At 66.7% G+C, this 21,752-nt stretch carries 21 protein-coding genes; 8 read left to right on the plus strand and 13 right to left on the minus strand.

Annotated features, from left to right (window positions below; all coding sequences use genetic code 11):
• Positions 1–20 precede the first annotated feature (20 nt).
• Complete coding sequence (locus ACGFNJ_RS20455; protein ID WP_393450218.1) at positions 21–731, plus strand: HNH endonuclease family protein; 711 nt, start codon at positions 21–23, stop codon at positions 729–731.
• Here the strand turns inward: ACGFNJ_RS20455 and ACGFNJ_RS20460 are convergent, their stop codons facing one another.
• Complete coding sequence (locus ACGFNJ_RS20460; protein ID WP_393450221.1) at positions 732–1,550, minus strand: sulfurtransferase; 819 nt, start codon at positions 1,548–1,550, stop codon at positions 732–734.
• Positions 1,551–1,873: 323 nt separating this feature from the next.
• Here ACGFNJ_RS20460 and ACGFNJ_RS20465 point away from each other — a divergent pair, with 323 nt between their 5' ends.
• On the plus strand, positions 1,874–3,103 hold the full coding sequence (locus ACGFNJ_RS20465) for a benzoate/H(+) symporter BenE family transporter (protein ID WP_393450224.1): 1,230 nt from the start codon (positions 1,874–1,876) through the stop codon (positions 3,101–3,103).
• Between the two features lie 157 nt (positions 3,104–3,260).
• Here the strand turns inward: ACGFNJ_RS20465 and ACGFNJ_RS20470 are convergent, their stop codons facing one another.
• The 4 genes from ACGFNJ_RS20470 to pdhA form a co-directional block, all read right to left on the minus strand.
• Positions 3,261–4,682, minus strand: coding sequence for a uracil-xanthine permease family protein (locus tag ACGFNJ_RS20470; protein ID WP_393450227.1), 1,422 nt, complete (start codon positions 4,680–4,682; stop codon positions 3,261–3,263).
• A gap of 188 nt (positions 4,683–4,870) precedes the next feature.
• Positions 4,871–6,406: a dihydrolipoamide acetyltransferase family protein gene (locus tag ACGFNJ_RS20475; protein ID WP_393450230.1), complete on the minus strand. Its 1,536-nt coding sequence runs from the start codon at positions 6,404–6,406 to the stop codon at positions 4,871–4,873.
• Between the two features lie 30 nt (positions 6,407–6,436).
• A complete protein-coding gene (locus tag ACGFNJ_RS20480) occupies positions 6,437–7,420 on the minus strand; it encodes an alpha-ketoacid dehydrogenase subunit beta (RefSeq protein WP_393450233.1) in 984 nt (327 codons plus the stop codon).
• Positions 7,417–8,529 carry a pyruvate dehydrogenase (acetyl-transferring) E1 component subunit alpha gene (pdhA, locus tag ACGFNJ_RS20485; RefSeq protein WP_393450236.1) on the minus strand — a complete coding sequence of 371 codons (1,113 nt, stop codon included), beginning with the start codon at positions 8,527–8,529 and terminating at the stop codon, positions 7,417–7,419. The genes ACGFNJ_RS20480 and pdhA overlap by 4 nt, the downstream gene beginning before the upstream one ends.
• A gap of 171 nt (positions 8,530–8,700) precedes the next feature.
• Between pdhA and ACGFNJ_RS20490 the strand changes: the two genes are divergently transcribed.
• The 4 genes from ACGFNJ_RS20490 to ACGFNJ_RS20505 all read left to right on the plus strand — a co-directional run bounded on the left by ACGFNJ_RS20490 (position 8,701) and on the right by ACGFNJ_RS20505 (position 12,136).
• The gene (locus tag ACGFNJ_RS20490; protein ID WP_393450239.1) at positions 8,701–9,192 is read left to right on the plus strand and encodes an Lrp/AsnC family transcriptional regulator; all 492 of its coding nucleotides are present in this window, start codon (positions 8,701–8,703) and stop codon (positions 9,190–9,192) included.
• Positions 9,193–9,285: 93 nt separating this feature from the next.
• Positions 9,286–10,095 (plus strand): SDR family oxidoreductase, encoded by an 810-nt coding sequence (locus tag ACGFNJ_RS20495; protein WP_393450242.1) that lies wholly within the window; start codon positions 9,286–9,288, stop codon positions 10,093–10,095.
• A gap of 756 nt (positions 10,096–10,851) precedes the next feature.
• Complete coding sequence (locus ACGFNJ_RS20500) at positions 10,852–11,250, plus strand: hypothetical protein (protein ID WP_393450245.1); 399 nt, start codon at positions 10,852–10,854, stop codon at positions 11,248–11,250.
• A 460-nt stretch (positions 11,251–11,710) separates the two neighbouring features.
• Positions 11,711–12,136 carry a ricin-type beta-trefoil lectin domain protein gene (locus ACGFNJ_RS20505; RefSeq protein WP_393450248.1) on the plus strand — a complete coding sequence of 142 codons (426 nt, stop codon included), beginning with the start codon at positions 11,711–11,713 and terminating at the stop codon, positions 12,134–12,136.
• Positions 12,137–12,428: 292 nt separating this feature from the next.
• On the opposite strand, the gene ACGFNJ_RS20510 is transcribed toward ACGFNJ_RS20505, so the two are convergent.
• A complete protein-coding gene (locus ACGFNJ_RS20510; protein WP_069165061.1) occupies positions 12,429–12,821 on the minus strand; it encodes a thioesterase family protein in 393 nt (130 codons plus the stop codon).
• A 26-nt stretch (positions 12,822–12,847) separates the two neighbouring features.
• Positions 12,848–13,801, minus strand: a complete 954-nt coding sequence (locus ACGFNJ_RS20515; protein ID WP_393450251.1) for an AraC family transcriptional regulator — start codon at positions 13,799–13,801, stop codon at positions 12,848–12,850.
• Between the two features lie 81 nt (positions 13,802–13,882).
• Here ACGFNJ_RS20515 and ACGFNJ_RS20520 point away from each other — a divergent pair, with 81 nt between their 5' ends.
• Complete coding sequence (locus ACGFNJ_RS20520; protein ID WP_393450254.1) at positions 13,883–14,722, plus strand: NAD(P)H-binding protein; 840 nt, start codon at positions 13,883–13,885, stop codon at positions 14,720–14,722.
• 30 nt (positions 14,723–14,752) lie between these two features.
• Positions 14,753–15,952, plus strand: coding sequence for an MFS transporter (locus ACGFNJ_RS20525; protein WP_393450257.1), 1,200 nt, complete (start codon positions 14,753–14,755; stop codon positions 15,950–15,952).
• Here ACGFNJ_RS20525 and ACGFNJ_RS20530 read toward each other — a convergent pair.
• The 6 genes from ACGFNJ_RS20530 to ACGFNJ_RS20555 form a co-directional block, all read right to left on the minus strand.
• Positions 15,949–16,545, minus strand: a complete 597-nt coding sequence (locus tag ACGFNJ_RS20530) for a hypothetical protein (protein WP_393450260.1) — start codon at positions 16,543–16,545, stop codon at positions 15,949–15,951. The genes ACGFNJ_RS20525 and ACGFNJ_RS20530 overlap by 4 nt on opposite strands.
• Positions 16,546–16,684: 139 nt before the next feature.
• On the minus strand, positions 16,685–17,476 hold the full coding sequence (locus ACGFNJ_RS20535; protein ID WP_393450263.1) for a hypothetical protein: 792 nt from the start codon (positions 17,474–17,476) through the stop codon (positions 16,685–16,687).
• Between the two features lie 111 nt (positions 17,477–17,587).
• Positions 17,588–18,742, minus strand: a complete 1,155-nt coding sequence (locus ACGFNJ_RS20540; RefSeq protein WP_393450266.1) for a DUF5925 domain-containing protein — start codon at positions 18,740–18,742, stop codon at positions 17,588–17,590.
• Between the two features lie 129 nt (positions 18,743–18,871).
• Positions 18,872–20,305 (minus strand): NAD(P)(+) transhydrogenase (Re/Si-specific) subunit beta, encoded by a 1,434-nt coding sequence (locus tag ACGFNJ_RS20545; protein WP_393450269.1) that lies wholly within the window; start codon positions 20,303–20,305, stop codon positions 18,872–18,874.
• On the minus strand, positions 20,305–20,619 hold the full coding sequence (locus ACGFNJ_RS20550; RefSeq protein ID WP_069165014.1) for an NAD(P) transhydrogenase subunit alpha: 315 nt from the start codon (positions 20,617–20,619) through the stop codon (positions 20,305–20,307). Before ACGFNJ_RS20550 ends, ACGFNJ_RS20545 begins: the two co-directional genes overlap by 1 nt.
• Complete coding sequence (locus ACGFNJ_RS20555) at positions 20,619–21,737, minus strand: Re/Si-specific NAD(P)(+) transhydrogenase subunit alpha (protein WP_393450272.1); 1,119 nt, start codon at positions 21,735–21,737, stop codon at positions 20,619–20,621. Before ACGFNJ_RS20555 ends, ACGFNJ_RS20550 begins: the two co-directional genes overlap by 1 nt.
• Between the last annotated feature and the right edge of the window lie 15 nt (positions 21,738–21,752).

A 21,752-nucleotide genomic window follows, 5' to 3' on the forward strand; every position in this document is an offset into this window, starting at 1 on the left:
GCACGTGTAGATGTGACGCCATGGGTGCGGACGTTCGGCATTGGCTGGCCGGTGCGTTCGTCGTGCTGTGCGTGGCGGGGTGCGGCGGGCTCGCGATCGACACGGGTCCGGTGACGCCTGCACCGGGCAGTCCGACCAGGGTCGAGGTCGAGCGCCTGCTCGCGGGGGTGCGGGTGGTGCCGAATCGGCCGCATCCCGGTGGCTACGAGCGTGGCTGCAAGGCGGGGCAGGGCTGTGTTTTCGGGCCTGCCTGGACCGACGACAACGACGCTCCCGGCGGGCACGACGGCTGCGACACCCGCAACAATGTGCTCGCCGCGCAGCTCACCGAGGTGCGTTTCCGGCAGGGAACCCGCGACTGTGTCGTAGTCGGCGGAATCTTGGCCGACCCCTACACCGGCAAGCGCATCCCGTTCGAGAAGGCCGACGCAGACAACGTCCAGATCGACCACGTGTATCCACTGGCCGCCGCCTGGGACATGGGAGCGGCCTTCTGGCCGATCGACCGACGGATCCGCTTCGCCAACGACCTCGACACCAACCTGCTCGCCACCGACGGCCGCACCAACCAGGCCAAGGGCGACAAGACTCCGGCCGAATGGCTCCCACCCGCCCGTGCCAACCACTGCTTCTACGCAGGCAAATATCTCACCGTCGCCATCCACTACGACCTGGCGTTGACGGTGGCCGACAACATGGCACTCCAGGCTGTCGCCCGCAGCTGTCCCTGATCAGCTTCCGGTGGCGACCGGACGCTTCGGATCGTGCGACCACTGGGACCACGAGCCCGGGTACAGGGCGGCTTCGATGCCTGCGACGGCGAGGGCAGCGACCTGGTGGGCGGCGGTGACGCCGGAGCCGCAGTAGACCGCGACCGGTTCGGCGCGGAAGCCTGCGAAGCGGTCGCGGAGCTCGGCCGGTGCCCGGAAACGTCCATTGGCGTCGAGGTTTTCGGCGGTCGGCGCGCTGATCGCGCCGGGGATGTGACCCGCGCGCGGATCGATCGGCTCGACCTCGCCGCGGTAGCGCTCGCCCGCGCGGGCATCGAGCAGCACGCCACGCCAGCGGGCGGCCGCGTCCGCGTCGATGACCGGAAGGTGACCCGGCGTCAGTTCCACGTCACCGGGCTCGGGGTCCGGCTCGGTGCCAGTCGCGATGTCGCCGCCTGCGCTCGTCCAGCCAGGCAGGCCGCCGTCGAGGATCCGCACATCGGCGATCCCGGCCCAGCGCAGCAGCCACCAGGCGCGGGCGGCCGCCATGCCACCGGTCGCGTCGTAGACGACCACCGGATCGCCGCGCCGCACACCCCAGCTGCGCGCGCACTTCTCCAGCTGCGCGATATCCGGCAGCGGGTGCCTGCCCCGCGCGGGTGACGGCGGGGCGGCCAGTTCGGTTTCCATGTCGACGAACACGGCGCCGGGGATGTGGCCGTTCAGATAGTGCTGCGGCCCGTCCGGGTCACCCAGCGCCCATCGGACGTCCAGCAGACGAACCTGCTTGTCCGACAACGCTCCTCGAAGCTCTACCGGTGAGATCAGTACCGCGCTCAACCCAGCTCCTCGTCCAGAATCGCATCTTCGCGCACCCGAATACCCTCAGCCTACGCACCTGATCAGGGCAATGTGGCTGCACCCCAGCGCTACTCGCCGGTAGTCGAGCCGGTTCGCCGACGTCGATGTTGTGGTGCGACAGGCCGCACCGGCGGCCGATCAACTCGAGACGACTGGACCGGTGGCCGTCCCGAATTTGTCCAGGTCGCTTAACGACCACCAGTGGCCGTGCCGGTCGCATGCCCTGGTCGACCACGAAACTCAGTCCAGTTTCGGGTCACTGGCCCGTGACCTCCAGTCCAGTTGCGGGCAGGATCGGCGCAATGTCGAACGTTTCCGCGGCGCCGCCTGCACCCACCGAACAGCAGGGGCCCGAGTCCGCCCCCACCCTCTCGGCCGGACTCGGGCAGCCGATCAGCGCCGGGATCGTCACCGGTCTGGTCGGTTTCACCAGCGCGTTCGCCGTGGTGCTCAGCGGGCTGACCGCGGTCGGCGCGAGCACCGCGCAGGCGGCGTCCGGCCTGCTCGCGGTCTGCGTGACCCAGGCGTTCGGCATGATGCTGCTCAGCTACCGCTATCGCATGCCGATCACGCTGGCCTGGTCGACACCGGGCGCGGCACTGCTCGCCAGCACGGGTGCGGTGGCCGGTGGGTGGCCCGCCGCGGTCGGTGCGTTCGCGATCACCGGGGTGTTGATCGTGATCACCGGACTGTGGCAGCGGCTCGGCAACCTGGTCGCCGCGATTCCGGTGGAGATCGCGCAGGCCATGCTGGCTGGAGTGTTGCTGCCGCTGTGCCTCGCGCCGGTCAAGGCGGTCCAGTCCAGTCCGGCGGTGGTGGTGCCGGTGATCGTGGTCTGGCTCGTATTGCACCGCTTCGCCAAGCGGTGGGCGGTGATCGCGGCCTTCGTGACGGCCGCCGTCGGCGCTGGCATCAGTATCGCGGTGCAGCACAAGCACCTCGACCTTGCCGCGATGACCCCGACGGTGGAACTCACACTGCCGCACTGGAGTTGGCAGGCGATGATCGGTGTCGCGCTGCCGCTGTACATCGTGACCATGGCCTCGCAGAACATTCCGGGAACCGCGGTGATGAAGTCCTTCGGCTACCAAGTCCCTTGGCGGGCAGCGATGTCGGTGACCGGGATCGGCACCGTGCTCGGCGCATCGGCAGGCGGGCACGCCATCAACCTCGCCGCGATCAGCGCCGCCCTGTCCGCGGCCCCTGCGGCACACCCGGATCCGAAGAAACGCTGGATCGCCGCCTTTACCTCGGGCGTCTGCTACCTGATCGTGGCACTCGGCTCCGCTGCCCTGGTCACCCTGATCGCCACCGCTCCCGCGGGCACCCTGGAAACCGTTGCGGGCCTTGCACTCCTGGCCACGCTCGGCGCCGCCCTCGTCGGCGCCCTCAGTTCCGAGAAGCATCGGGAAGCAGGCATCGTCACCTTCCTGATCGCCGCCTCGGGCATCGGCTTCGCGGGCGTCGGTGCCGCATTCTGGGCCCTGGTTGCCGGATTGGTGGTGCGAAAGGTGCTGTCCCACGGCGACTGACACGATCGCACCGTGTCGGACCGTCGATGCAGTGCCAGCCGGACGGTACTACGCCGGTCACGGAAGTCGCTGTAGCTGATCGCATGACTCGACATGCCGGAAAGCATTGTGCGGCAGGGCGTCACGGTCGAGTTGCGGTGCGTCGAGGCGACACTGATCAGCTCGGTGCCGGAGCCGGATCGGCGGCCGTCGGTTCCTGTTGCGTGCGCTGCGGCGGTGCTGACACATCGGGCACGGACAACGCCAGCGGGTCAGGTTCGGATTCGCCACGGGCGAAGGCGCCGAGGCGGGTGTGATTGAAGAGCAGGTTGAGCGCGAACACCGAGCCTGCGCCCATGGTTATGCCGCTGTCCAGCAGGATCTGCACGGCAGAGGGGAACTTGACGAAGAAGTCCTTGGTCAGCACCGGGAGCAGGCCGAGGCCGAGCGCGGTGGCGACGATGATGGCGTTGATGCGATCCCCGAGGTCGGCTCGGCGGAGGGTTTCGATGCCGACGATCGCGATGGTGGCGAACAGGACGAGGCCGACGCCGCCGACCACCGGTTTGGGCACCGCCGCGACCAGCGCGCCGAACCGCGGCACCAGGCCGAGCACGATCAGGATGGCGCCGCTGGTCGCGGTCACATAGCGACTGAACACGCGGGTGGCCGCCACCGCGCCGACATTCTGATTGAACATCGAGTCGACGAACGCGGTGAAGACGCCGCCGAGCACGCCGGACAGCCCGTCGCCGACCAGGCCGCGGGCCAGTTCGGCCCTGCCGACCGGTTTGCCGGTGATCTCGCTGATCGCCAGCATGCTCGCGGTGGATTCGGCGAACACCACGGCCATCACGATGCTCATGGCGACCACCGCCGTGATCGGGAACTCGGGTGCGCCGAAATGGAACGGCTCGGGCAGGCCGACCCAGGCGCTGCTGGTGATGCCGCCGGTGTCGACAAGCCCCATCGGGATCGAGAGAACGACACCGACCGCAAGCGCGATCAACACCCCGATCTGCGACCACATCCCGCGGGCGAGGCACATGAACCCGACCGCGAGCACGACGACCACGGCGGCCACCCCGATATGCGAGGGCGCGGCGAACGACGGGTCGGTCCGGTCGGTGCCGACGATCAGCCGACCGGCCGTGCCGATCAGCGAGACGCCGACCACGGTGAGCACGGTCCCAGAGACCAGCGGCGGAAAGAATCGGACCATCCGGGCAAACGGCCAGGCAAGCACGATGCCGACCACACCGCCGATCAGCATCGAACCGTAGACCGCCTCCAGCCCGTACTCCCTGGCGATCATGATCATCGGGTCCAACCCGATGAAGGTCGCGCCGCAGATGATCGGCAGTCGCGCACCGGCCAGCTTGCCGAGCCCGAGGCTCTGCACCATCGTGATGATCCCGGCCACCAGGAGATCCGCGCTGATCAGCAGCGCAATCGTGGCGCGATCGAGCCCCACCGCCGCCCCGAACACCAGCGGCACCGTGATGCACCCGGTGTACATGATCAACACGTGCTGAATCCCGAACGTGAGCTGCCGTCCGAACGGCAACCTGCTATCGACCGGATGCGCTTCGACTGCCATAGAAATGGTCTAGTCGCCGTTCTTTACATGAACCCCCAGCAAATGTTTCGCCCAGGTGACATCACGAAGACTTCTCATGGCAACCGCCGAGCAACCCGAAATGGACATTCGCACCGAGTGAGAACTGACGGCGGACGCTACTCGCGAAATGCCGCCACCAGTTCCCACTCGGGCGGGAAGTCCTGGGTTCAGATTCGGCTGAGGAGGGTGAGGGGGTCTTCCAGGAGGCCTGCGGTGGTGGCGAGGAAGCGGGAGGCGAGTTCGCCGTCGATCATGCGGTGGTCGAAGCTGATGCCGAGGGTGGTGACCCAGCGGACCGCGAGTTCGTCGCGGAAGACCCACGGGCGCTTGCGGATCGAGCCGAGACACAGAATCGCCGCCTCACCCGGATTCACCAGCGGCACACCGGTGTCGACGCCGAACACCCCGACGTTGGTGATGGTGAACGTGCCGCCACGCAGATCGGTCGGGCTTGCGCCGCCCGATCGCGCGGTCTCGGCGACCCAGCTGATCTCACGGGTGAGATCACGCAAACTCAACGCCTGCGCCTCTTTGATGTTCGGCACCAGCAGCCCACGGTCGGTGGCCACCGCGACGCCCAAGTTCACGTAGTGCTTGGTGACGATCTCCTGATTCGCCTCGTCCCAGAAGGTGTTGATGTCCGGGAACTCCGCCAGCGCGGCGAGCACCGACTTCGCCACCAGCGCGAGCGGCGTGAGGGTCAGTCCGGCAAAGGATTTGGTGGTGCGCAGGTGGTCGAGCAGCTCCATCGACGCGGTGAAATCCAGGGTGACGAAGGTGCTCGCCTGCGGGATGGTGCGGGCGCTTGCCGTCATGGCGGCCGCGGTGCGCTTGCGAATGCCGCTGATCGGGGTGCGCACTTCGCGCGCGGGTTCGCGAATGACACCCGCCGCCGGATCGGTGACCGCAGGGGCCGAACGGGTTTCGGGCTGTATGGTCGCGCCCGCCTTGCCGGTCGCGCCTACTTTGCGCGGTTGGGAAACCGGCACGGCACCGCGCACGTCCTCGACGGTGACCGCGCCGTCCGGTCCGGAGCCCGCGACGAACCACAGGTCGATGCCGATTTCGCGCGCGAGCCTGCGGGCAGCGGGGGTGGCGGCGGGCCTGGTGACGCCGAGCTGGGGCCGGACCGTGCGCGGCATGCCTTCCGTCGGCGTCGGTTCGGGCTGCGCATCGTATTCGGCATCCGCCGAAATCACGTCCGCACTATCGGGTTTCGCGACAGCAGGGCGACGCCGCCGCGACACGGTCTCGCCCTCCGGCCCGTAGCCGACGAGCACCGAAGTGCGCCCGGTGCCGTTCGATTCGGCATGATCTGCCGCCGCTCCGGCTTTGCTCGCCGCATCGCGACTCGAAACATCCTGATGCCCAGCATCACTGTCGCCAGAACCAGCAGCATCATCTAGTGCGGGTCGTCCACTCTCGGCAGGCGCCTGATCGTCGCGCACCCGGATCAGCGGCGCGCCGACGAGGATGGTCTCCCCCGGCTGCGCGAGCAACTCGACCACCCGGCCTGCGAACGGTGACGGCAGCGCCACCACCGCCTTCGCCGTTTCCACCTCGGCGATCGTCTGATTCAGTGCGACCGCGTCGCCGACGTCGACCGACCAGGACACCAGTTCGGCGTCGGCCAGCCCTTCTCCGAGGTCGGGGAGCCGGAATTCCAGCACCTTCCCCGCCCCTGGCTGGGCGCGATCTTCCACGTTGGCACCTCTCACTACGGCTGACCGGCGTCAGGCGGCGAGCGTTCGATCGACCGCGGCGAGAATGCGATCGGGGTCGGGCAGGTGGAACTTTTCGAGCTTAGCCGGGGGGAAGGGGATGTCGAAGCCACCGACGCGCAGGACCGGCGCTTCGAGATGATAGAAGCACCGTTCGGTGATCCTCGCGGCGATTTCCGCACCGAGACCGGCGAAAACCGGCGCCTCGTGCGTCACGATCAGCCTGCCGGTCTTGGCGACCGAGGCCTCGATGGTGTCGAAGTCGATCGGCGAGAGGCTGCGCAGATCAATCACCTCGAGCGAATGTCCTTCTTCGGCAGCGATTTTCGCCGCGGACATGGCGGTCTCGACCGTCCCGCCGTATGCGACGACGGTGGCGTCGGTGCCGGTGCGGCGCACCATGGCCCGGTCCACGGGCAACCCGCCGTCCCGGTCCAGGGCGAGGAAATCGACGTCGGCCTTGTCCCAGTAGCGCCGCTTGGGCTCGAAGAAGATCACCGGATCGTCCATGGCAATCGCCTGGCGGATCATCAGATACGCGTCGGCCGGGTTGCTCGGCGCCAGCACCCGCAGCCCGGCGGTGTGTGCGAAATACGCCTCCGGCGACTCCGAATGATGCTCGACCGCACCGATCCCGCCGCCGAACGGGATGCGAATCGTGATGGGCGCCTTCACCTTTCCCTGCGTCCGATAGTGGATCTTGGCCACGTGCGAGACGATCTGATCGAACGCGGGATAGACGAACCCGTCGAACTGGATCTCACACACCGGCCGATAGCCGCGCAACGCCATGCCGAAAGCCGTTCCCACGATGCCCGATTCGGCAAGTGGAGTGTCGATGACCCGGTTGTCGCCGAAGTCCTTCTGCAAGCTGTCGGTCACCCGGAACACGCCGCCGAGCCTGCCGATGTCCTCGCCCATCAGCACAACCTTCGGGTCGTCCTCCAGTGCGCGGCGCAGCCCGGTATTGAGGGCGCTGGCAAAAGTAGTGATCATGAAGGGACTCCTTCCGGTCGCGCGGCAGCCTCGCTGGGATCGCCAGCCAAGTACTCCGCGTACTCCCGCCGCTCTTCGGTGATGAGCGCGTGCGGGGTGGCATACACGTTGTCGAACATGTCTATCGGTGCGGGATCGGGCATTTCGATGGTCGCGGTGCGCAATTGGCGCGCGACCTCGTCGGCATGCTCGGCGACCTGACGGTGGAACGCGTCGTCGATCTGCGACTCGCGTTCCAGCAGCCTGCGCAGTCGATCGATCGGATCGCGGCGGGCCCACTGCTCGTTCTCCGCGGACGAGCGGTAGCGCGTCGGGTCGTCGGCCGTGGTGTGCGGGCCCATCCGGTAGGTGATCGCCTCGATGAACGACGGCCCACCGCCGGCACGGGCGCGCGCCACCGCCTGCCTGGTGACCGCGAGCACCGCGAGCACATCGTTGCCGTCCACCTGAACGCCGGGGATCCCGTATCCGTAGGCGCGCCGCACAATCGGCGTCTGACTCTGCACCCGGACCGGCTCGCTGATCGCCCAGTGATTGTTCTGGCACAGGAACACCACCGGCGCGCTCCAGCTCGCCGCGAAGCCGAGCGCCTCGGCGATATCACCCTGGCTGCTCGCGCCGTCGCCGAAGTAGGCGATGGTCGCGATCTCGGCGCCGTCCAGGTGCGCGGCGTAGGCGTAGCCGGTCGCGTGCAGACCCTGCGAGCCGACGATGATGTTCGGGTTGGTCATGTTGACCGCGTCCGGATCCCAGCAGGAGTGCGCGACACCGCGCCACATGCGGGTGATCTCGCTGGGGTGCACGCCGCGGCAGTAGGCGACGGCCGCCTCACGGTAGCTGCAGAACACGTAGTCGTCGGGGTGCAGGGCGTGCGCCGAACCGACCTGGGTGGCCTCCTGGCCGAGCAGCGGGGCCCACAGTCCCAGTTGGCCTTGGCGCTGCAATGCGGTCGCCTCGGTGTCGATGCGCCGGGTGACGACCATGTCCTCGTACATCGCGCGTAGCTCGTCCGGTCCGACGTCGGCGACCAGGGCGGCGTTCTCCCGATCGAGGACGCGGCGACCGTCGGGCTGGACCAATTGCACCGGGTATTCGATCTTCTCTGGCATCGGTGACCGCCTCCTCACCCTGGCTGCCGGCGGGCCTGGCTGCTGCCCGGTTCCGCCGCGCATGTGCTCTACCTCACAGCATCCACGATAATGCGATGTGCGCAAGCGAACGACACGCGAATGCGCAGAATGCTCAATTCTGGACGGTCGGGTGATGTCATACTGCGTCGCATGACCAGAGAAACGGTCGATGTGACCTTGGACGCCACTGATGCTCGACTGCTGCTGGAACTGGTCGCCAATCCGAGAGCAACGGGCGTGGAGCTGGCCGCTCGGCTCGGACTGTCCCGCAACACCGTGCAAGCCAGGCTCGCCCGCTGGGAGGCGGGCGGCGTGCTCGGCAGTTTCGAGCGCAGGGTGCGCCCACGCGCCCTCGGCTATCCGCTGTCGGCCTTTGTCGCGGTAGTCGTCGATCAACACCAATTGGATTCGGTGGTAGACGAACTCGCCGAGGTGCCCGAGGTGACCGAGGTGTGCGGCATGACCGGCCTCACCGACCTGACAGTCCGGGTCGTCGCCAGAGACGCCGACGATTTATACCGAATCGCCGGACAGATACTGAAGATTCCCGGCGTCGAACGCACCAACATGGCGCTGGTGATGCGCGAACTGGTCGGCCCGCGCACCGCACCACTGCTGGACCGGCTCGCCGGATCCAACTGAGCAGGCGATATTTCCGGGTAGGTCGCGAGCGGATGGCCGATGGTGGCCGAGATTCTCGGTCAGGCACCGGTACCGCCTCGCTAAGGTGCGGGGATGGAGATTTCGGGCAAGGTTGCGATCGTCACGGGGGCCGGGGCGGGGATCGGTGCGGCGCTGGCGCGCGGGCTGGTCGCGGCGGGGGCGCGCGTGGTGCTCGCCGATCTCGATGCCGGTGCGGCGGCGCAGGTTGCCGAATCGCTCGGCGCGGCCGCGGTCGCGGTGGGCGGTGATGTCGCCGACGAGCAGGTGATTCGCGGGCTGATCGAGCGCGCGGCCGCCGAATTCGGTCCGGTGGACCTGTATTTCGCGAACGCGGGGATCGGCGGCGGCGCCGGGCTCGACAGCACCGACGCGCAGTGGGCGGCGGCGCTCGAGGTCAACGTGCTCGCCCATGTGCGTGCGGCGCGACTGTTGGTGCCCGAGTGGCTGTCTCGCGGCAGCGGGTACTTCGTGTCCACCGCGTCGGCGGCGGGCTTGCTCACCCAGCTCGGCTCCGCGCCGTACGCGGTCTCCAAACACGCCGCGGTCGGATTCGCCGAATGGTTGTCGGTCACCTACGGCGACAAGGGCATTCGGGTGAGCTGCGTCTGCCCGATGGGCGTCGACACCCAGCTCCTGCACTCGGGCCTTGGCGCGACGGAACACTCCGCCGAGGCCGAACTGGCCATCAAAGCAGTGACCACCGCAGGCAAGGTGCTCTCCCCCGACGAGGCCGCCGAAGTCGTCCTGGCAGGTGTCGACGCCGAACACTTCCTGATCCTCCCCCACCCCGAGGTCCTGAAGATGTACCGCTACAAGGGTTCCGACTACGACCGCTGGATCGACGGCATGCGTCGCTTCCAGGCCGCCCTGCTCGGCAATTAAACGCACCCTTCCTGTTTTCCCGCACACGATTTCGCATGCGAAATCGTGTGCGGGAAAACAAGAGATGTGCGGCTTTGTTGTTCATAGCCTCCACAGGCGGGAGTTGTCCACAATCGGACATGTGGGGGTGGTATCGGCGACCGTGGGGGGTTCAGCATCGAGTGATGGAGCAGATTCGCCGCCGTCAGGACGCCTTGGCCGCCGGCTATACCGACCACGACATCCGCCAGCTGTATCGAGGCCCGAGTTGGCATCACCTCCGCCATGGCTGTTACGTCGACGCGGCGGAGTACGGCAGCCTCGATCGGATCGGTCGACACCGGGTATTGATCGAATCTACTTTACCCGCAATGGCCGCTGACGCGATCGTGAGTCACCAATCAGCCGCCGTGCTGTACAAATTACCTTTGTGGGCAACACCATTGGACCGGGTGCAGGTTACTCGGGATCGGCGCTACGGTGGACGGATCCGGCCCGCGTTGAAAGTTCATTGCGCGCCGATATCAGGCGGAGTCGTCGATCGACGGGCATTGGGTCACGTCGCCCGCACGGACAGTCGTCGATTTGGCTCGCACACTGCCATACGAACAAGCAGTCGTGGTCGGTGACGCCGCCGTTCGGGCACTAGGCATCACTGCAGCCGAATTGGCGATCGAGCTCGAAATCGCCAACCACCGTCGCGGAATATCACAGGCACGCCGGACAATTGGATTACTCGACGCCCGCAGCGAGAGCGTCGGCGAATCGCGGAGCCGCATGATGTTTCACCGAAATGGGCTCCCGCTACCCCTTCTGCAAGGTGAAGTACATTCTGCGGCAGGCAAATTCCTCGGCCGCGTCGATTTCTACGACCCGGAGGCAGGCGTCGTCGGAGAATTCGACGGACGGATGAAGTATGGCAGGCTACTGAAACCCGGCCAAGAGCCTGGTGACGCCGTCTTCGACGAGAAGCGCCGTGAGGACGCGATTCGCGACACCGGCCTACTGATGGTCCGGTGGACCTGGACGGATCTCGCAGACCTCTCAGCCGCCCATCGCTGGCAACGCGCCCTCGAGCACACCCGCCGTCCAAGTACCGCCAGAGCCACCATCACCCCCGCGCCGCTACCCGAGGGTCACCGTCCGCAAGTCCAGCCCTTCCCGCACCTTTTCTGATTCGCCGCACACGATTTCGCATGCGAAATCGTGTGCGGCGAATCAGAAGGGGTGCGGCAGGTGCGGTCTGCACCGCTGGCTCCGGCGGGCGGCACGTCAGGCTGGCGGCCAACCCGAGTACCGGCTGATCGGGAATGACTTCTACAAGAGTGTGGATAATTGTCAGTTCTCGCGGTAGAAATGAAACTATTGAGCACTTCTTCGTATTCGGCCCTCCGGTTGGACGAGCGTATGCGACTGTGGTTTACCCTCATCAACCAGCAGGGCACGAGACATAGTGCTCCATATAACTTTGGGCGGATTCTTCGACACCGATCTCTCGCTACTCTGAATCGCACGCACGAGTCCAAAAGTGACCATGCCAATTCAATGGGAGAGACCTCGCATGTCAATAAGTAAATCCTTCGCCGCCCTTACCGGCCGCATGCTGTCTACATTAGTTATATCTATATTAGTCGTGATGACGGGCATCATTCTTGCTGCCCGGCCAGCCGCCGCCAGCGAGTCCCCTGCGGAGTTGAGTGCACAGGTTACCTGGTTCAGGATGCAGAATCAGGAACACACCAAATGTGCGGCCAACCATCATCCCAAGGTGTTCTTGTGGGGATGCGGGGGTTACGCAGATCAGCGCTGGATGTACGGCAATGACGACACATTGCGCAATCAAGAGAGTAGGCACTGTCTGGCAATGCACGCTAACGGCCACGTTTTTACCCACCCCTGCCTCGGCTACCAGGACCAGCGATGGACGGATGGTCCGGCTGCGGGAATGATCAAGAACGTGCAGCGCGGACTTTGCCTTGCGGCACATGGTGATGGCAAAATTTTCGGGCACCAATGCACCGCCGGTTATAACGACCAGCGCTGGGGGTTCCTCGTCGACTGATCGGCCGTCGAGCACCTCCACACGGGGCGGGGAGAGGAATCTCCCCGCCCCGCTGCCGTGTCGAGGAACCCATGATTGTCGCCAGAGCTGAATTTGCCTCAGCGTGAACAGAATCCGCGCGGGGCAGAGTCGGCGTGATGCCGCCTGCGGTCAATCCTCCTGCGGGGTCATCGCTCGCACAAACACTTCCGGCTTCCGGGCCACCGGCAGCACCTCCACCGGCAGCATCACCGGCCACACGCCCACATCAACCCAACACCCGGTTACCGACGCGACCTTTCTGGACGAGGCACTACCCGGTGACGAGGGCGCCTGCGGCGGTGCGGATCACCTCGGGGATCTCGACGGGTTTGCGGGTCGCCGAGTCGACGTAGACGTGCACGAAGGTGCCGGTGGCGGCCAGTTCGAGGTCGCCGTCGGCCTCACGGAAGATCGCCAGGTCATAGGTGATGCTGGACCGGCCGAGCCGCGAGATGCGCAGGCCGACCTGCAGCTGGTCGGGGAAGCTGAGCGAGCCTACGTATTGGCACGAGGTCTGCGCGACCACGCCGAGCGCGGGCAACTCGCGGATGTCGGCGCCGGTGGCATGCATCAACCACGCGTTGACCGCGGTGTCGAAGTACGAGTAGTAGGTCACGTTGTTCACGTGCCCGTAGTGGTCGTTGTCCGACCACCGGGTCGGCATCGGCCAGAGGACCGGATACTGCTGTGTCACCCGGCCGACGATAGCTCAGCCGAAGTGGCGCCTTGGCGGTGGTCACGGGGGCTTACGCCGAAATGGCGTTTGAAGGCCGTGCTCAACGCGAAGGCGCTGCCGTAACCGACTTGGCGGGCGATGGATTCGATGGTGGCGTCGGACTCGGCGAGCAGGTCGGCGGCCAGCGCGAGGCGCCATTCGGTGAGGAACGCCATCGGCGGCTCGCCGACCAGATCGGTGAAGCGGCGGGCGAGCGCGGCGCGGGACACCCCGACCGCCTCGGCCAGCCCGGCCACCGTCCAACCGTGCGCCGGATTGTGCTGCAGCAGCCGCAGCGCCTTGCCGACCAGCGGATCGCTGTAGGCGTGGTACCAGGCGGGCGCGTCGTTGCGGGCGAACCAGGCACGCAGGGCGGCGATCAGCACCATGTCGAGCAGCCGGTCGAGCAGCACGCCTTGCGCGGGCTCGTCCTTGACTGCCTCGTCGACCAGGATGTCCAGAATGCGGGTGTCGAAGTCGCCGCGCTGCAGCACGATGACCGGCGGCAGGGCGCGCAGCAGCCGCTGGCTTGCCGCGCCCGCCGACTCGTAGGTTCCGGTCACCATCATGGTGGCACCGTCGGCGGCGGTGCCCCACTGACGGACGCCGAGACTCAGTGTCTCGCACAGGACTTCACCATCGGCGGTCTTGGTCACGTTGCCGGGATGGATGTAGATCTGCGGCGCGGTGGTCGGCTCGTCGGCGACGGTGTAGTGGTCAGGCCCGCGAAAGATCGCGACATCGCCCTCGCAGACCTGTCGCGGCGCGTTCTTGCCCATCATGATCCAGGCGTCGCCGCGCACCATCGAAACCACGGTGAGCGGAGCCTCGTCCTGAATGTGCAGTGACCAGGGCGGTTCGAGCAGCGAACACATCAGAAACGCGCCTCGGGCACGTGGACCTTCGAGCAGACTGGCGAGCGCATCCACGTCACCGAGCGTAGACGATCACACATGATCATGAGCTGCTGAACTATGTTTCGTCTCGGCGCAAGCCGGTGTACTCATGTCATGACAAACAACACCGCACACCAGCCCCTCATCCTCGTCACCGGCGGCACCGGCAAGACCGGCAGCCGGGTCGCGAACCGGCTCGCGCAGGCGGGCCACTCGATCCGCGTCGGCTCGCGCACCGCGCCGATCCCGTTCAGCTGGGAGGACCGCGGCACCTGGGCTGCGGCGCTGGCCGACGTGCACGTCGTCTACGTCGCGTACCAGCCCGATCTCGCGGTGCCTGGCGCGCCGGAGACCCTGCAGGCATTCACGATCGCGGCCAAGCTCGCCGGCGTGCGCACGCTGGTGCTGCTGTCCGGTCGCGGCGAGCCGGAGGCGGTGGAATGCGAGGAGATCGTGCGGGGATCCGGACTCGACTGGACCATCGTGCGGTGCAGCTTCTTCGCCCAGAACTTCAGCGAGGGCGCGTTCACCGACCTCGTCATCGCCGGCGAGGTCGCGCTGCCCAACGGTGATGTCCCGGAACCGTTCGTGCACGCCGACGACATCGCCGATGTCGCGGTCCGCGCACTCACCGAGGAGGGACACCACGGCGAGCTGTACGAGCTGACCGGGCCGCGCGCGCTCACCTTTGCCGAGGCGGTCGGCGAGATCGCCGAGGCGACCGGCCGCGAGATCGCGTTCATTCCCGTGAGCCGCACGGAATTCGTTGCGGCACTGACCGATTTCCAGCTGCCCGCCGACGCGGTCAGCCTGCTCGACTACCTGTTCGGCACCATTCTGGACGGCAGGAACAGCAAGACCGCCGACGGTGTGCAGCGGGCACTCGGCCGGGCGCCCAAGGATTTCACCGAGTACGCGAAGGAGACCGCCGCGACCGGGGTGTGGAACGGATAGCGACTGAGGCACATCGGTACCGTCGGATTGGTGACTCCGACGGTCGATTGCCCCACCCGCGTTGCCCGCGCCGCCGTGTTCACGGTGTTCGGGCTCAACGGGTTCCTGCTCGCCATGTGGGTGGTGCATATTCCGGAGATCACCGACCGGACCGGCGTCGCGAAATCGACGCTCGGCATGCTCCTCCTGCTGATGGCGGGCGCAGGCGTGGCAGGCATGCGCATCACCGGGCCGCTCGCGGATCGGTTCGGCAGCCGGAACCTGGTCGCCGCGGCCGCGACCCTTATGTCCCTGGCGCTGATCGGGCCTGGACTGGCGACCGGCCCGATCACCTTGGCACTCGCGCTGGCCTGCTTCGGTTTCGGCAACGGTGCATTGGACGTCTCGATGAATACCCAAGCGGTGCACGTGGAACGGGCCTACGGGCGCCCGATCATGGGGGCGTTCCACGCATTGTTCTCCGGCGGTGGACTGCTGGGATCGCTACTCGGGGCGGCAACCCTGCGGGCGGAATGGGACACCAGAATGACGCTGACGCTGGCGGCCCTTGCCTGCGTCGCACTGACCTTCGCACTCGTCCCTCGGTTGCTTCGCGATACCGAGCACGGAGCACCGGCCGATTCGGCTGCGGTGCACCATGATCCACCTGCCTCGGCGCATCAGCACCGGGACAGCGCCGAGCACCGCCGAAAGGTATTCGCCCTGGCCGCAATCGCCTTCGCCGTCCTACTAGCCGAAGGTGTCGCCGGAGACTGGAGCACCCTGCAGATGCGCGAACACCTCGACGCCGACGAAGCCACCGCCGCACTGGCTTTCGGCGCCTTTTCCGTCACCATGACCGCGGGTCGCCTCGCCGCCGACCGGGTGAGCGGCGCCTTCGGCCGGGTAGCCGTCGTCCGCTACGGCACCCTGCTCTGTGCCATCGGCCTCACCGTGATCATCCTCTCCCCCTGGATCCCGTTGACCCTGATCGGCTGGGCCATGGCAGGCCTCGGCCTGTCCGGCACCATCCCGCAAATATTCACCGCCGCAGGCAATCTGGGCTCCGCCAAGGCCGCAACCGACATGTCCCGCGTCTTCAGCATCGGCTACCTCGGCCTACTCGCCGGCCCCGCGACAATCGGCTGGCTCACCGCCCTGATCCCCCTCACCACCGCCTTGATCGTCCCCCTCATTGCCGTCCTGATCTGCTGCCGCTACGCCGCTGCCGTCGCCCCAGCGAGGGCCTAGCCGGTCCATCTCACCAGGCACAGCGTGACGGGTTCACGCTTCGGGTAGACGATGCCGAGTTCGCCGAGATTGCGGGATCGGCAAGCGGATTCATCCGCAGTGCCGACTAGGACCTGGCTGATCTGGTGGTCGGCGTCGCGGCAGAACCTATCGGCGACGATGCCGGACGAATCGCCGCGCACGCAGTCACCCTTCTTCACGTTGGGCCGCAGGCACAGCCTGCTGCCCGTGGTGTTGTCGCCGTTCTCGAAGTAGATGGCGTAAGCCTTGCTCGCGCAGTCTTGACCGGCGCCACTGATCCGTTCCGCCACAACGTAGTTGGCGTCCCGGTCGGAGCATTTCCTGACCTCGAACTCAGCGCGGGAATCGGGCCCGGAAACCTTTGCACACCCGCCGATATCGACCCTTTGGCTATCGGGTCGACTGATGATGACGGCGAACACCACCAGGACGAGCAAGCCGACGATGACCAGCCATGTGCGAATGTTGACGGCTTTGCCCTCAACCAGCTCGTTTTGACCGGCCGGGTAGTCACCGGGATGATCTCCAGGCTGGAACTCGGAGGGATGGCCGTGCGGCGGCGGTGTTGTCATGGAACCCTCCCCCAGGGTCGACGCAATGCCGGCAGCACTCGGCAGCCGAACGGACTCACCGAATCTAGCCGATCGCATCGAAATCCGCTGCACAGGTGCATAACTGGCGGGGTTAGTGGCAGACCCGCGGGATGGATCCTTACTTTGTCGGGGGGACCAGGCAGAGGGTTACGGGGTCTGGTTTGGGGTAGACGATGGTGGAGTCGGCGGTGAATTTGGGGCCGCAGGCGGACTTGTCGGCAGTGCCTCGGATGATTCGGCCGATCTTGTAGTCGGCGCCTGCGGTGCAGGCGACCTTGGTGCTCGCGCCGAGGGTGTTGCCGTCGATGCAGTCGCCTTCCTTCACGTTGAGGCGGAGGCAGAGCGTGTATTCCTTGTTGCCGGTCTGGTAGTAGCTGGCGTAATCCTTGGTCGGGCAGTCCTTGGCGGCGCCGTCGAGCCGTTCGGCCACTACGTAATTGGCTTCCGGGTCGGAGCATTCCTTGGTGGCGAACTCGGCCTTGAAGGTGGTGCCGGACAGCTTCGCGCACTGGCCGATGCTGACCTTTTCACCATCGGAGCGCATGGCATAGACGACGCCGAAAAGGACGAGGCCGAGCACGACAACGATGGCAACGACGATGGCGATCGCCTTGCCAGGGCCGCCACGGCGGCGCGGCGGCGGGAAGGCGGGCGGGAAGCCGGGCTGGCCACCGTGCGGCGGGAAACCTGGCGGCGGAAAGCCTTGCTGCGGTGGAAAGCCTTGCTGCGGTGGAAAACCCTGGGGAGGTGGAAAACCCTGCGGCGGCGGAAAGCCAGGACCGTAGCCAGGCTGCGGATACCCGGTCGGCGGCGGATACCCTGGCACGCCCCCCGGCTGCTGTGGGTATCCCGGACCGTAGCTGTGACCGTCGGGTTGCGTCGGTGGCGGATAGTTCGTAGGTGTTGTCATGGTTCCCCTCCCCAGGGTTTACGCGATATACGGCCACATGGGCGGCCGACGAACTCACAGAATCTAGCCGATCGACCCGATATTCGTGTGGTGGGCCAGACGACGAACGCGTCACAGATAAAGGCCAGGATTGACCGGATCCTCGCTGATCGACTGGATCTTGATGTCGCCGTCGCGCAGTGCGACCAACTCGGCGAGGGTCGCGCCGTCCGGGCACGCGGCATCGGACGGGGTGTCCGCCTTGCGTTCCCTGGCCAGCCAGGCCGCCGACTCGGCGGGCGACAACCGGCCGACCTCGAGCTGTGCCAAGCAGCGTCCAGGTCGGGTGACCGCGGGGTGCAGCCGGGACAGATCCTCGTTGGTGGTGATCGCGACCAGCACGTCCCTGCCCTGCCCGAGCATGCCGTCGGTCAGGTTGAGCAAGCGGGAAAGGCCCTGTCCCGCTGTTTCTTTCGCCTCACCGCGGATCAGCTCGTCGCAGTCCTCCAGCACGAGCATGCGCCAGCGTTTGGTGTCCTCGTCGCCGTCGATGCCCGCAGCCACGTCCATCAGATAGCCGGGCTTGCCGAACATCACCTCGGGGTCGAGCACACAGTCGAACTGGCACCACGGCGCCCATGCCCTGGCGAGCGCGCGCAGCGCCGTGGTCTTTCCGGTGCCAGGCGGTCCGTGCAGCAGCACCAACCGGCCGCGGACCTCCGCGGCGGTCAAGGCCATCAGGCGGTCCATCGCACCGGAGACCTCTGCGGCGTAATTGCCGCGAATGGCAGGCCATTCCGGCGCCGAGATGGCCCGACCACGCCGCTGCGGTCCGTGGCTGTGCATGTGCCAGAAGCCCATCTCGATGGTCTCGCCGATCTCCGGCTGCGCGGCCGCATCTCGAATGGACTCGGCGAGCACGCTCGCGGCGAGCTCGTCGGTCGCGGCGGTGACCTCGACGGTCGCCGACCCACCCGACCACCGGACCACCCGCGAGGACCAGCCGACGCCTGCCACCAGCGCGATCCCGCTGTCCTCGTCCTGCGTCGAGCGCACCACCCTGCCGTGCGCAGGGCGCAACGGCGCATCGGGCTTGATTCGCTCCAGATGCGCTGAGCGCGCGCAGGGTTGATCGCCGCGCAGGAACGGCGTGAGCGCGAGCACATCGACCACATCGCGCGTCGAGTAGTTGGAATCGACGGTGACACCCCACGGCAGCCGCTCGGCGACATCGGCCGAGGGCTCCCTCGGGTCGATCAACCGAAGAGACTCATTACGTGCGGACACTCCGAGGATGATCAGGCCTGCGGACCGGCCGTGTCCAGCGAATTAACGGTTGCTGTACGGGGCAGCGCCAACCGCAAACGACCCCCCGCCGAATCCGGCGAGGGGTCGTTCCGGGCGAAACCTGCAGTGTTACAGCGCTTTCAGTTCCTCGGTGACCGCACCGACGGACTTCTTCGCATCACCGAACAGCATCGAGGTGTGATCGGCGTAGAACAGCGGGTTGTCGATGCCAGCGAAGCCGGAGTTCATCGACCGCTTGAGCACGATGACGCTCTTGGCCTGGTCGACATTGAGCACCGGCATGCCGTAGATCGGGCTGTTCTTGTCCTCGCGGGCGGCCGGGTTGGTGACATCGTTGGCGCCGATCACCAGGGCGACATCGGTGCGGCCGAATTCGCCGTTGATGTCGTCCATCTCCTTGAGCGCGTCGTAGGAGACCTCGGCCTCGGCAAGCAGCACGTTCATGTGACCCGGCATGCGCCCCGCGACCGGGTGGATGGCGTATTTGACCTCGACGCCCTTGGCCTCGAGCAGTGCCGCCATCTCCTTGACCGCGTGCTGCGCCTGCGCGACGGCCATGCCGTACCCGGGCACCACGATCACCTGGTTGGCGTAGGCCATCTGGATCGCGGCGTCCGCGGCCGAGGTGGCCTTGGCCTGCTTGGCTTCGCCGTCGCCACCGGCGCCGGGAGCTGTTCCGCCACCACCGAATCCGCCGGCCACGATGGCCGGAATCGACCGGTTCATCGCCTTGGCCATCAGGTTGGTGAGGATGGTGCCGGACGCGCCGACGATCATGCCCGCCACGATCATCGCGGTGTTGTTCAACGCCAAACCGGCTGCGGCGGCGGACAATCCGGTCAACGCGTTGAGCAACGAGATGACGACGGGCATGTCGGCGCCGCCGATCGGCAGCACGACCGCGAGGCCGAGCACACCGGCGAGGACGAGCACCGCGATCATCCACAGTTGGGAGACACCGTCATTGGTGGCGCCGATGCCGATCACCACGGCCGCGGCGATCGCACCGAGGAGCAGCAGCAGGTTCAGCGGCTGCTGCAGCTTGCCGAGACCGAGCGGGCGACCGGGCAGGATCTCCTGCAGCTTGCCGAAGGCGATCAGCGAGCCCCAGAAGGACACCGAGCCGATGATCGCGGCGAACAGCGAGCCGACCACGATGTGCACCGTTGGCTCTTCGTCGAAGTGCGAAAAGCCTTGGCTGTTGATGAATTCCGACCAGGCAATGAGGGCGACCGTGCCACCGCCGACGCCGTTGAACGCGGCGACCAGCTGCGGCATGGCGGTCATCTTGGTGAACTTGGCAGGCGGAACGCCGAGGGCGATACCGACCACGAGACCAGCAACGATCAGGATCCAATTGCTGGTGTGGCGCACCGAGATCAGAGTCGCGACCACGGCGATGACCATGCCGACGGCGGCGATCAAGTTGCCGCGCACGGCGGTCTTCGGACCGGTCAGGCCCATCAGACCGTAGATGAACATGCCGAACGCGATGATGTAGAGGCCGTTGACCAGATAGGTCAGGTTGTCGAAGGTATGCATCACTTGTCCGCCTTCACCGGTGCGGCCTTCTTGCCCTTGAACATGCCGAGCATCCGGTCGGTCACCACGAAACCACCGATGACGTTCAGGGTTCCGAACACGACGGCGACGAACAGGATGATCTGCGTCAGGATCGACGGGTCCTGCACGTTGCCGAGGGTGACGAGCGCGCCGAGCACGACGATGCCGTGGATGGCGTTGGTGCCCGACATGAGCGGGGTGTGCAAGGTGTTGGGCACCTTGGAGATCACGGCGAACCCGACGAACCCGGACAGCACCAGGATCGCGATGTTCGCGAGAAGTTCGGTATACATCAGGCTTCCCTCTCCCGGGTGACGCAGGAATCCGCGAGCACCTGATCGCTGAAGTCCGGCGCAAGCTTTCCGTCGACCAGCATCAGTTCCAGCAGTGCCGCAATGTTTTTCGAGTACAGCTCGCTGGCGTGCTCAGGCATGGTCGCTGGCAGGTTCAGCGGCGAGGCGATGGTGACCTGGTGCTTGACCACGGTCTCGCCCGGCTCGGTGAGCTCGCAGTTGCCGCCGGTCTCGCCGGCCAGATCGATGATCACGCTGCCCGGCTTCATGCCCTCGACGGCGGCGGCGGTCACCAGGCGCGGCGCGGGACGACCGGGCACCAGCGCGGTGGTGATCACCACGTCGAAGCCCTTGATCGCGTCCTCCAAAGCCTGCTGCTGCTTGGCCTTTTCGTCGTCGGTGAGCTCGCGGGCGTACCCGCCTTCACCGGCGGCGTCGATGCCGAGGTCGAGCCACTGGGCACCGACCGAGCGCACCTGATCGGCGACCTCGGGCCGCACGTCGTAGCCGGTGGTGCGGCCGCCGAGGCGCTTGGCGGTGGCCAGGGCCTGCAGTCCGGCAACGCCGACGCCGAGCACGAGCACGGTCGCGGGCTTCACCGTGCCTGCCGCGGTGGTGAGCATCGGGAAGAACCGGGTCGACTCCGAGGCCGCGAGCAGCACCGCCTTGTAGCCTGCGACGTTGGCCTGCGACGACAGCGCGTCCATCACCTGGGCGCGCGAGATGCGCGGGATCGCCTCGACCGCAAACGCTTGCACCCCAGCGGCTTTCAGCTTGCCGATCTGGTTGTCCGCGTTGCGCGGGGCCAGGAAGCCGATCAGCGTCTGGCCGTCGGACAGCTTCGCCACCTCGGCGTCGCTCGGCGGCGCGACCTTGACGATCACCTCGGCCGACCAGGGGTCGCCGATCGTCGCGCCTGCTTCTTCGTACGCGCTGTCGGGGATGAGTGCGCCGAGTCCGGCACCGGACTCGACCACCACCTGCGCGCCTTGCTTCAGTAAGGTCGGAATGATTTTCGGCACCAATGCGACACGTCGTTCGCCCGTGTTGGACTCGCGAACGACTCCGACACGCGCGCCGCGTGGCGACTGGTCGCCTACGCTCTGCGTTGTCTCCACTTTGTCTATTCCTTC

The organism is Nocardia sp. NPDC049149 (genome assembly GCF_043197455.1).
In the GTDB taxonomy this organism is placed as follows: Bacteria; Actinomycetota; Actinomycetes; order Mycobacteriales; family Mycobacteriaceae; genus Nocardia.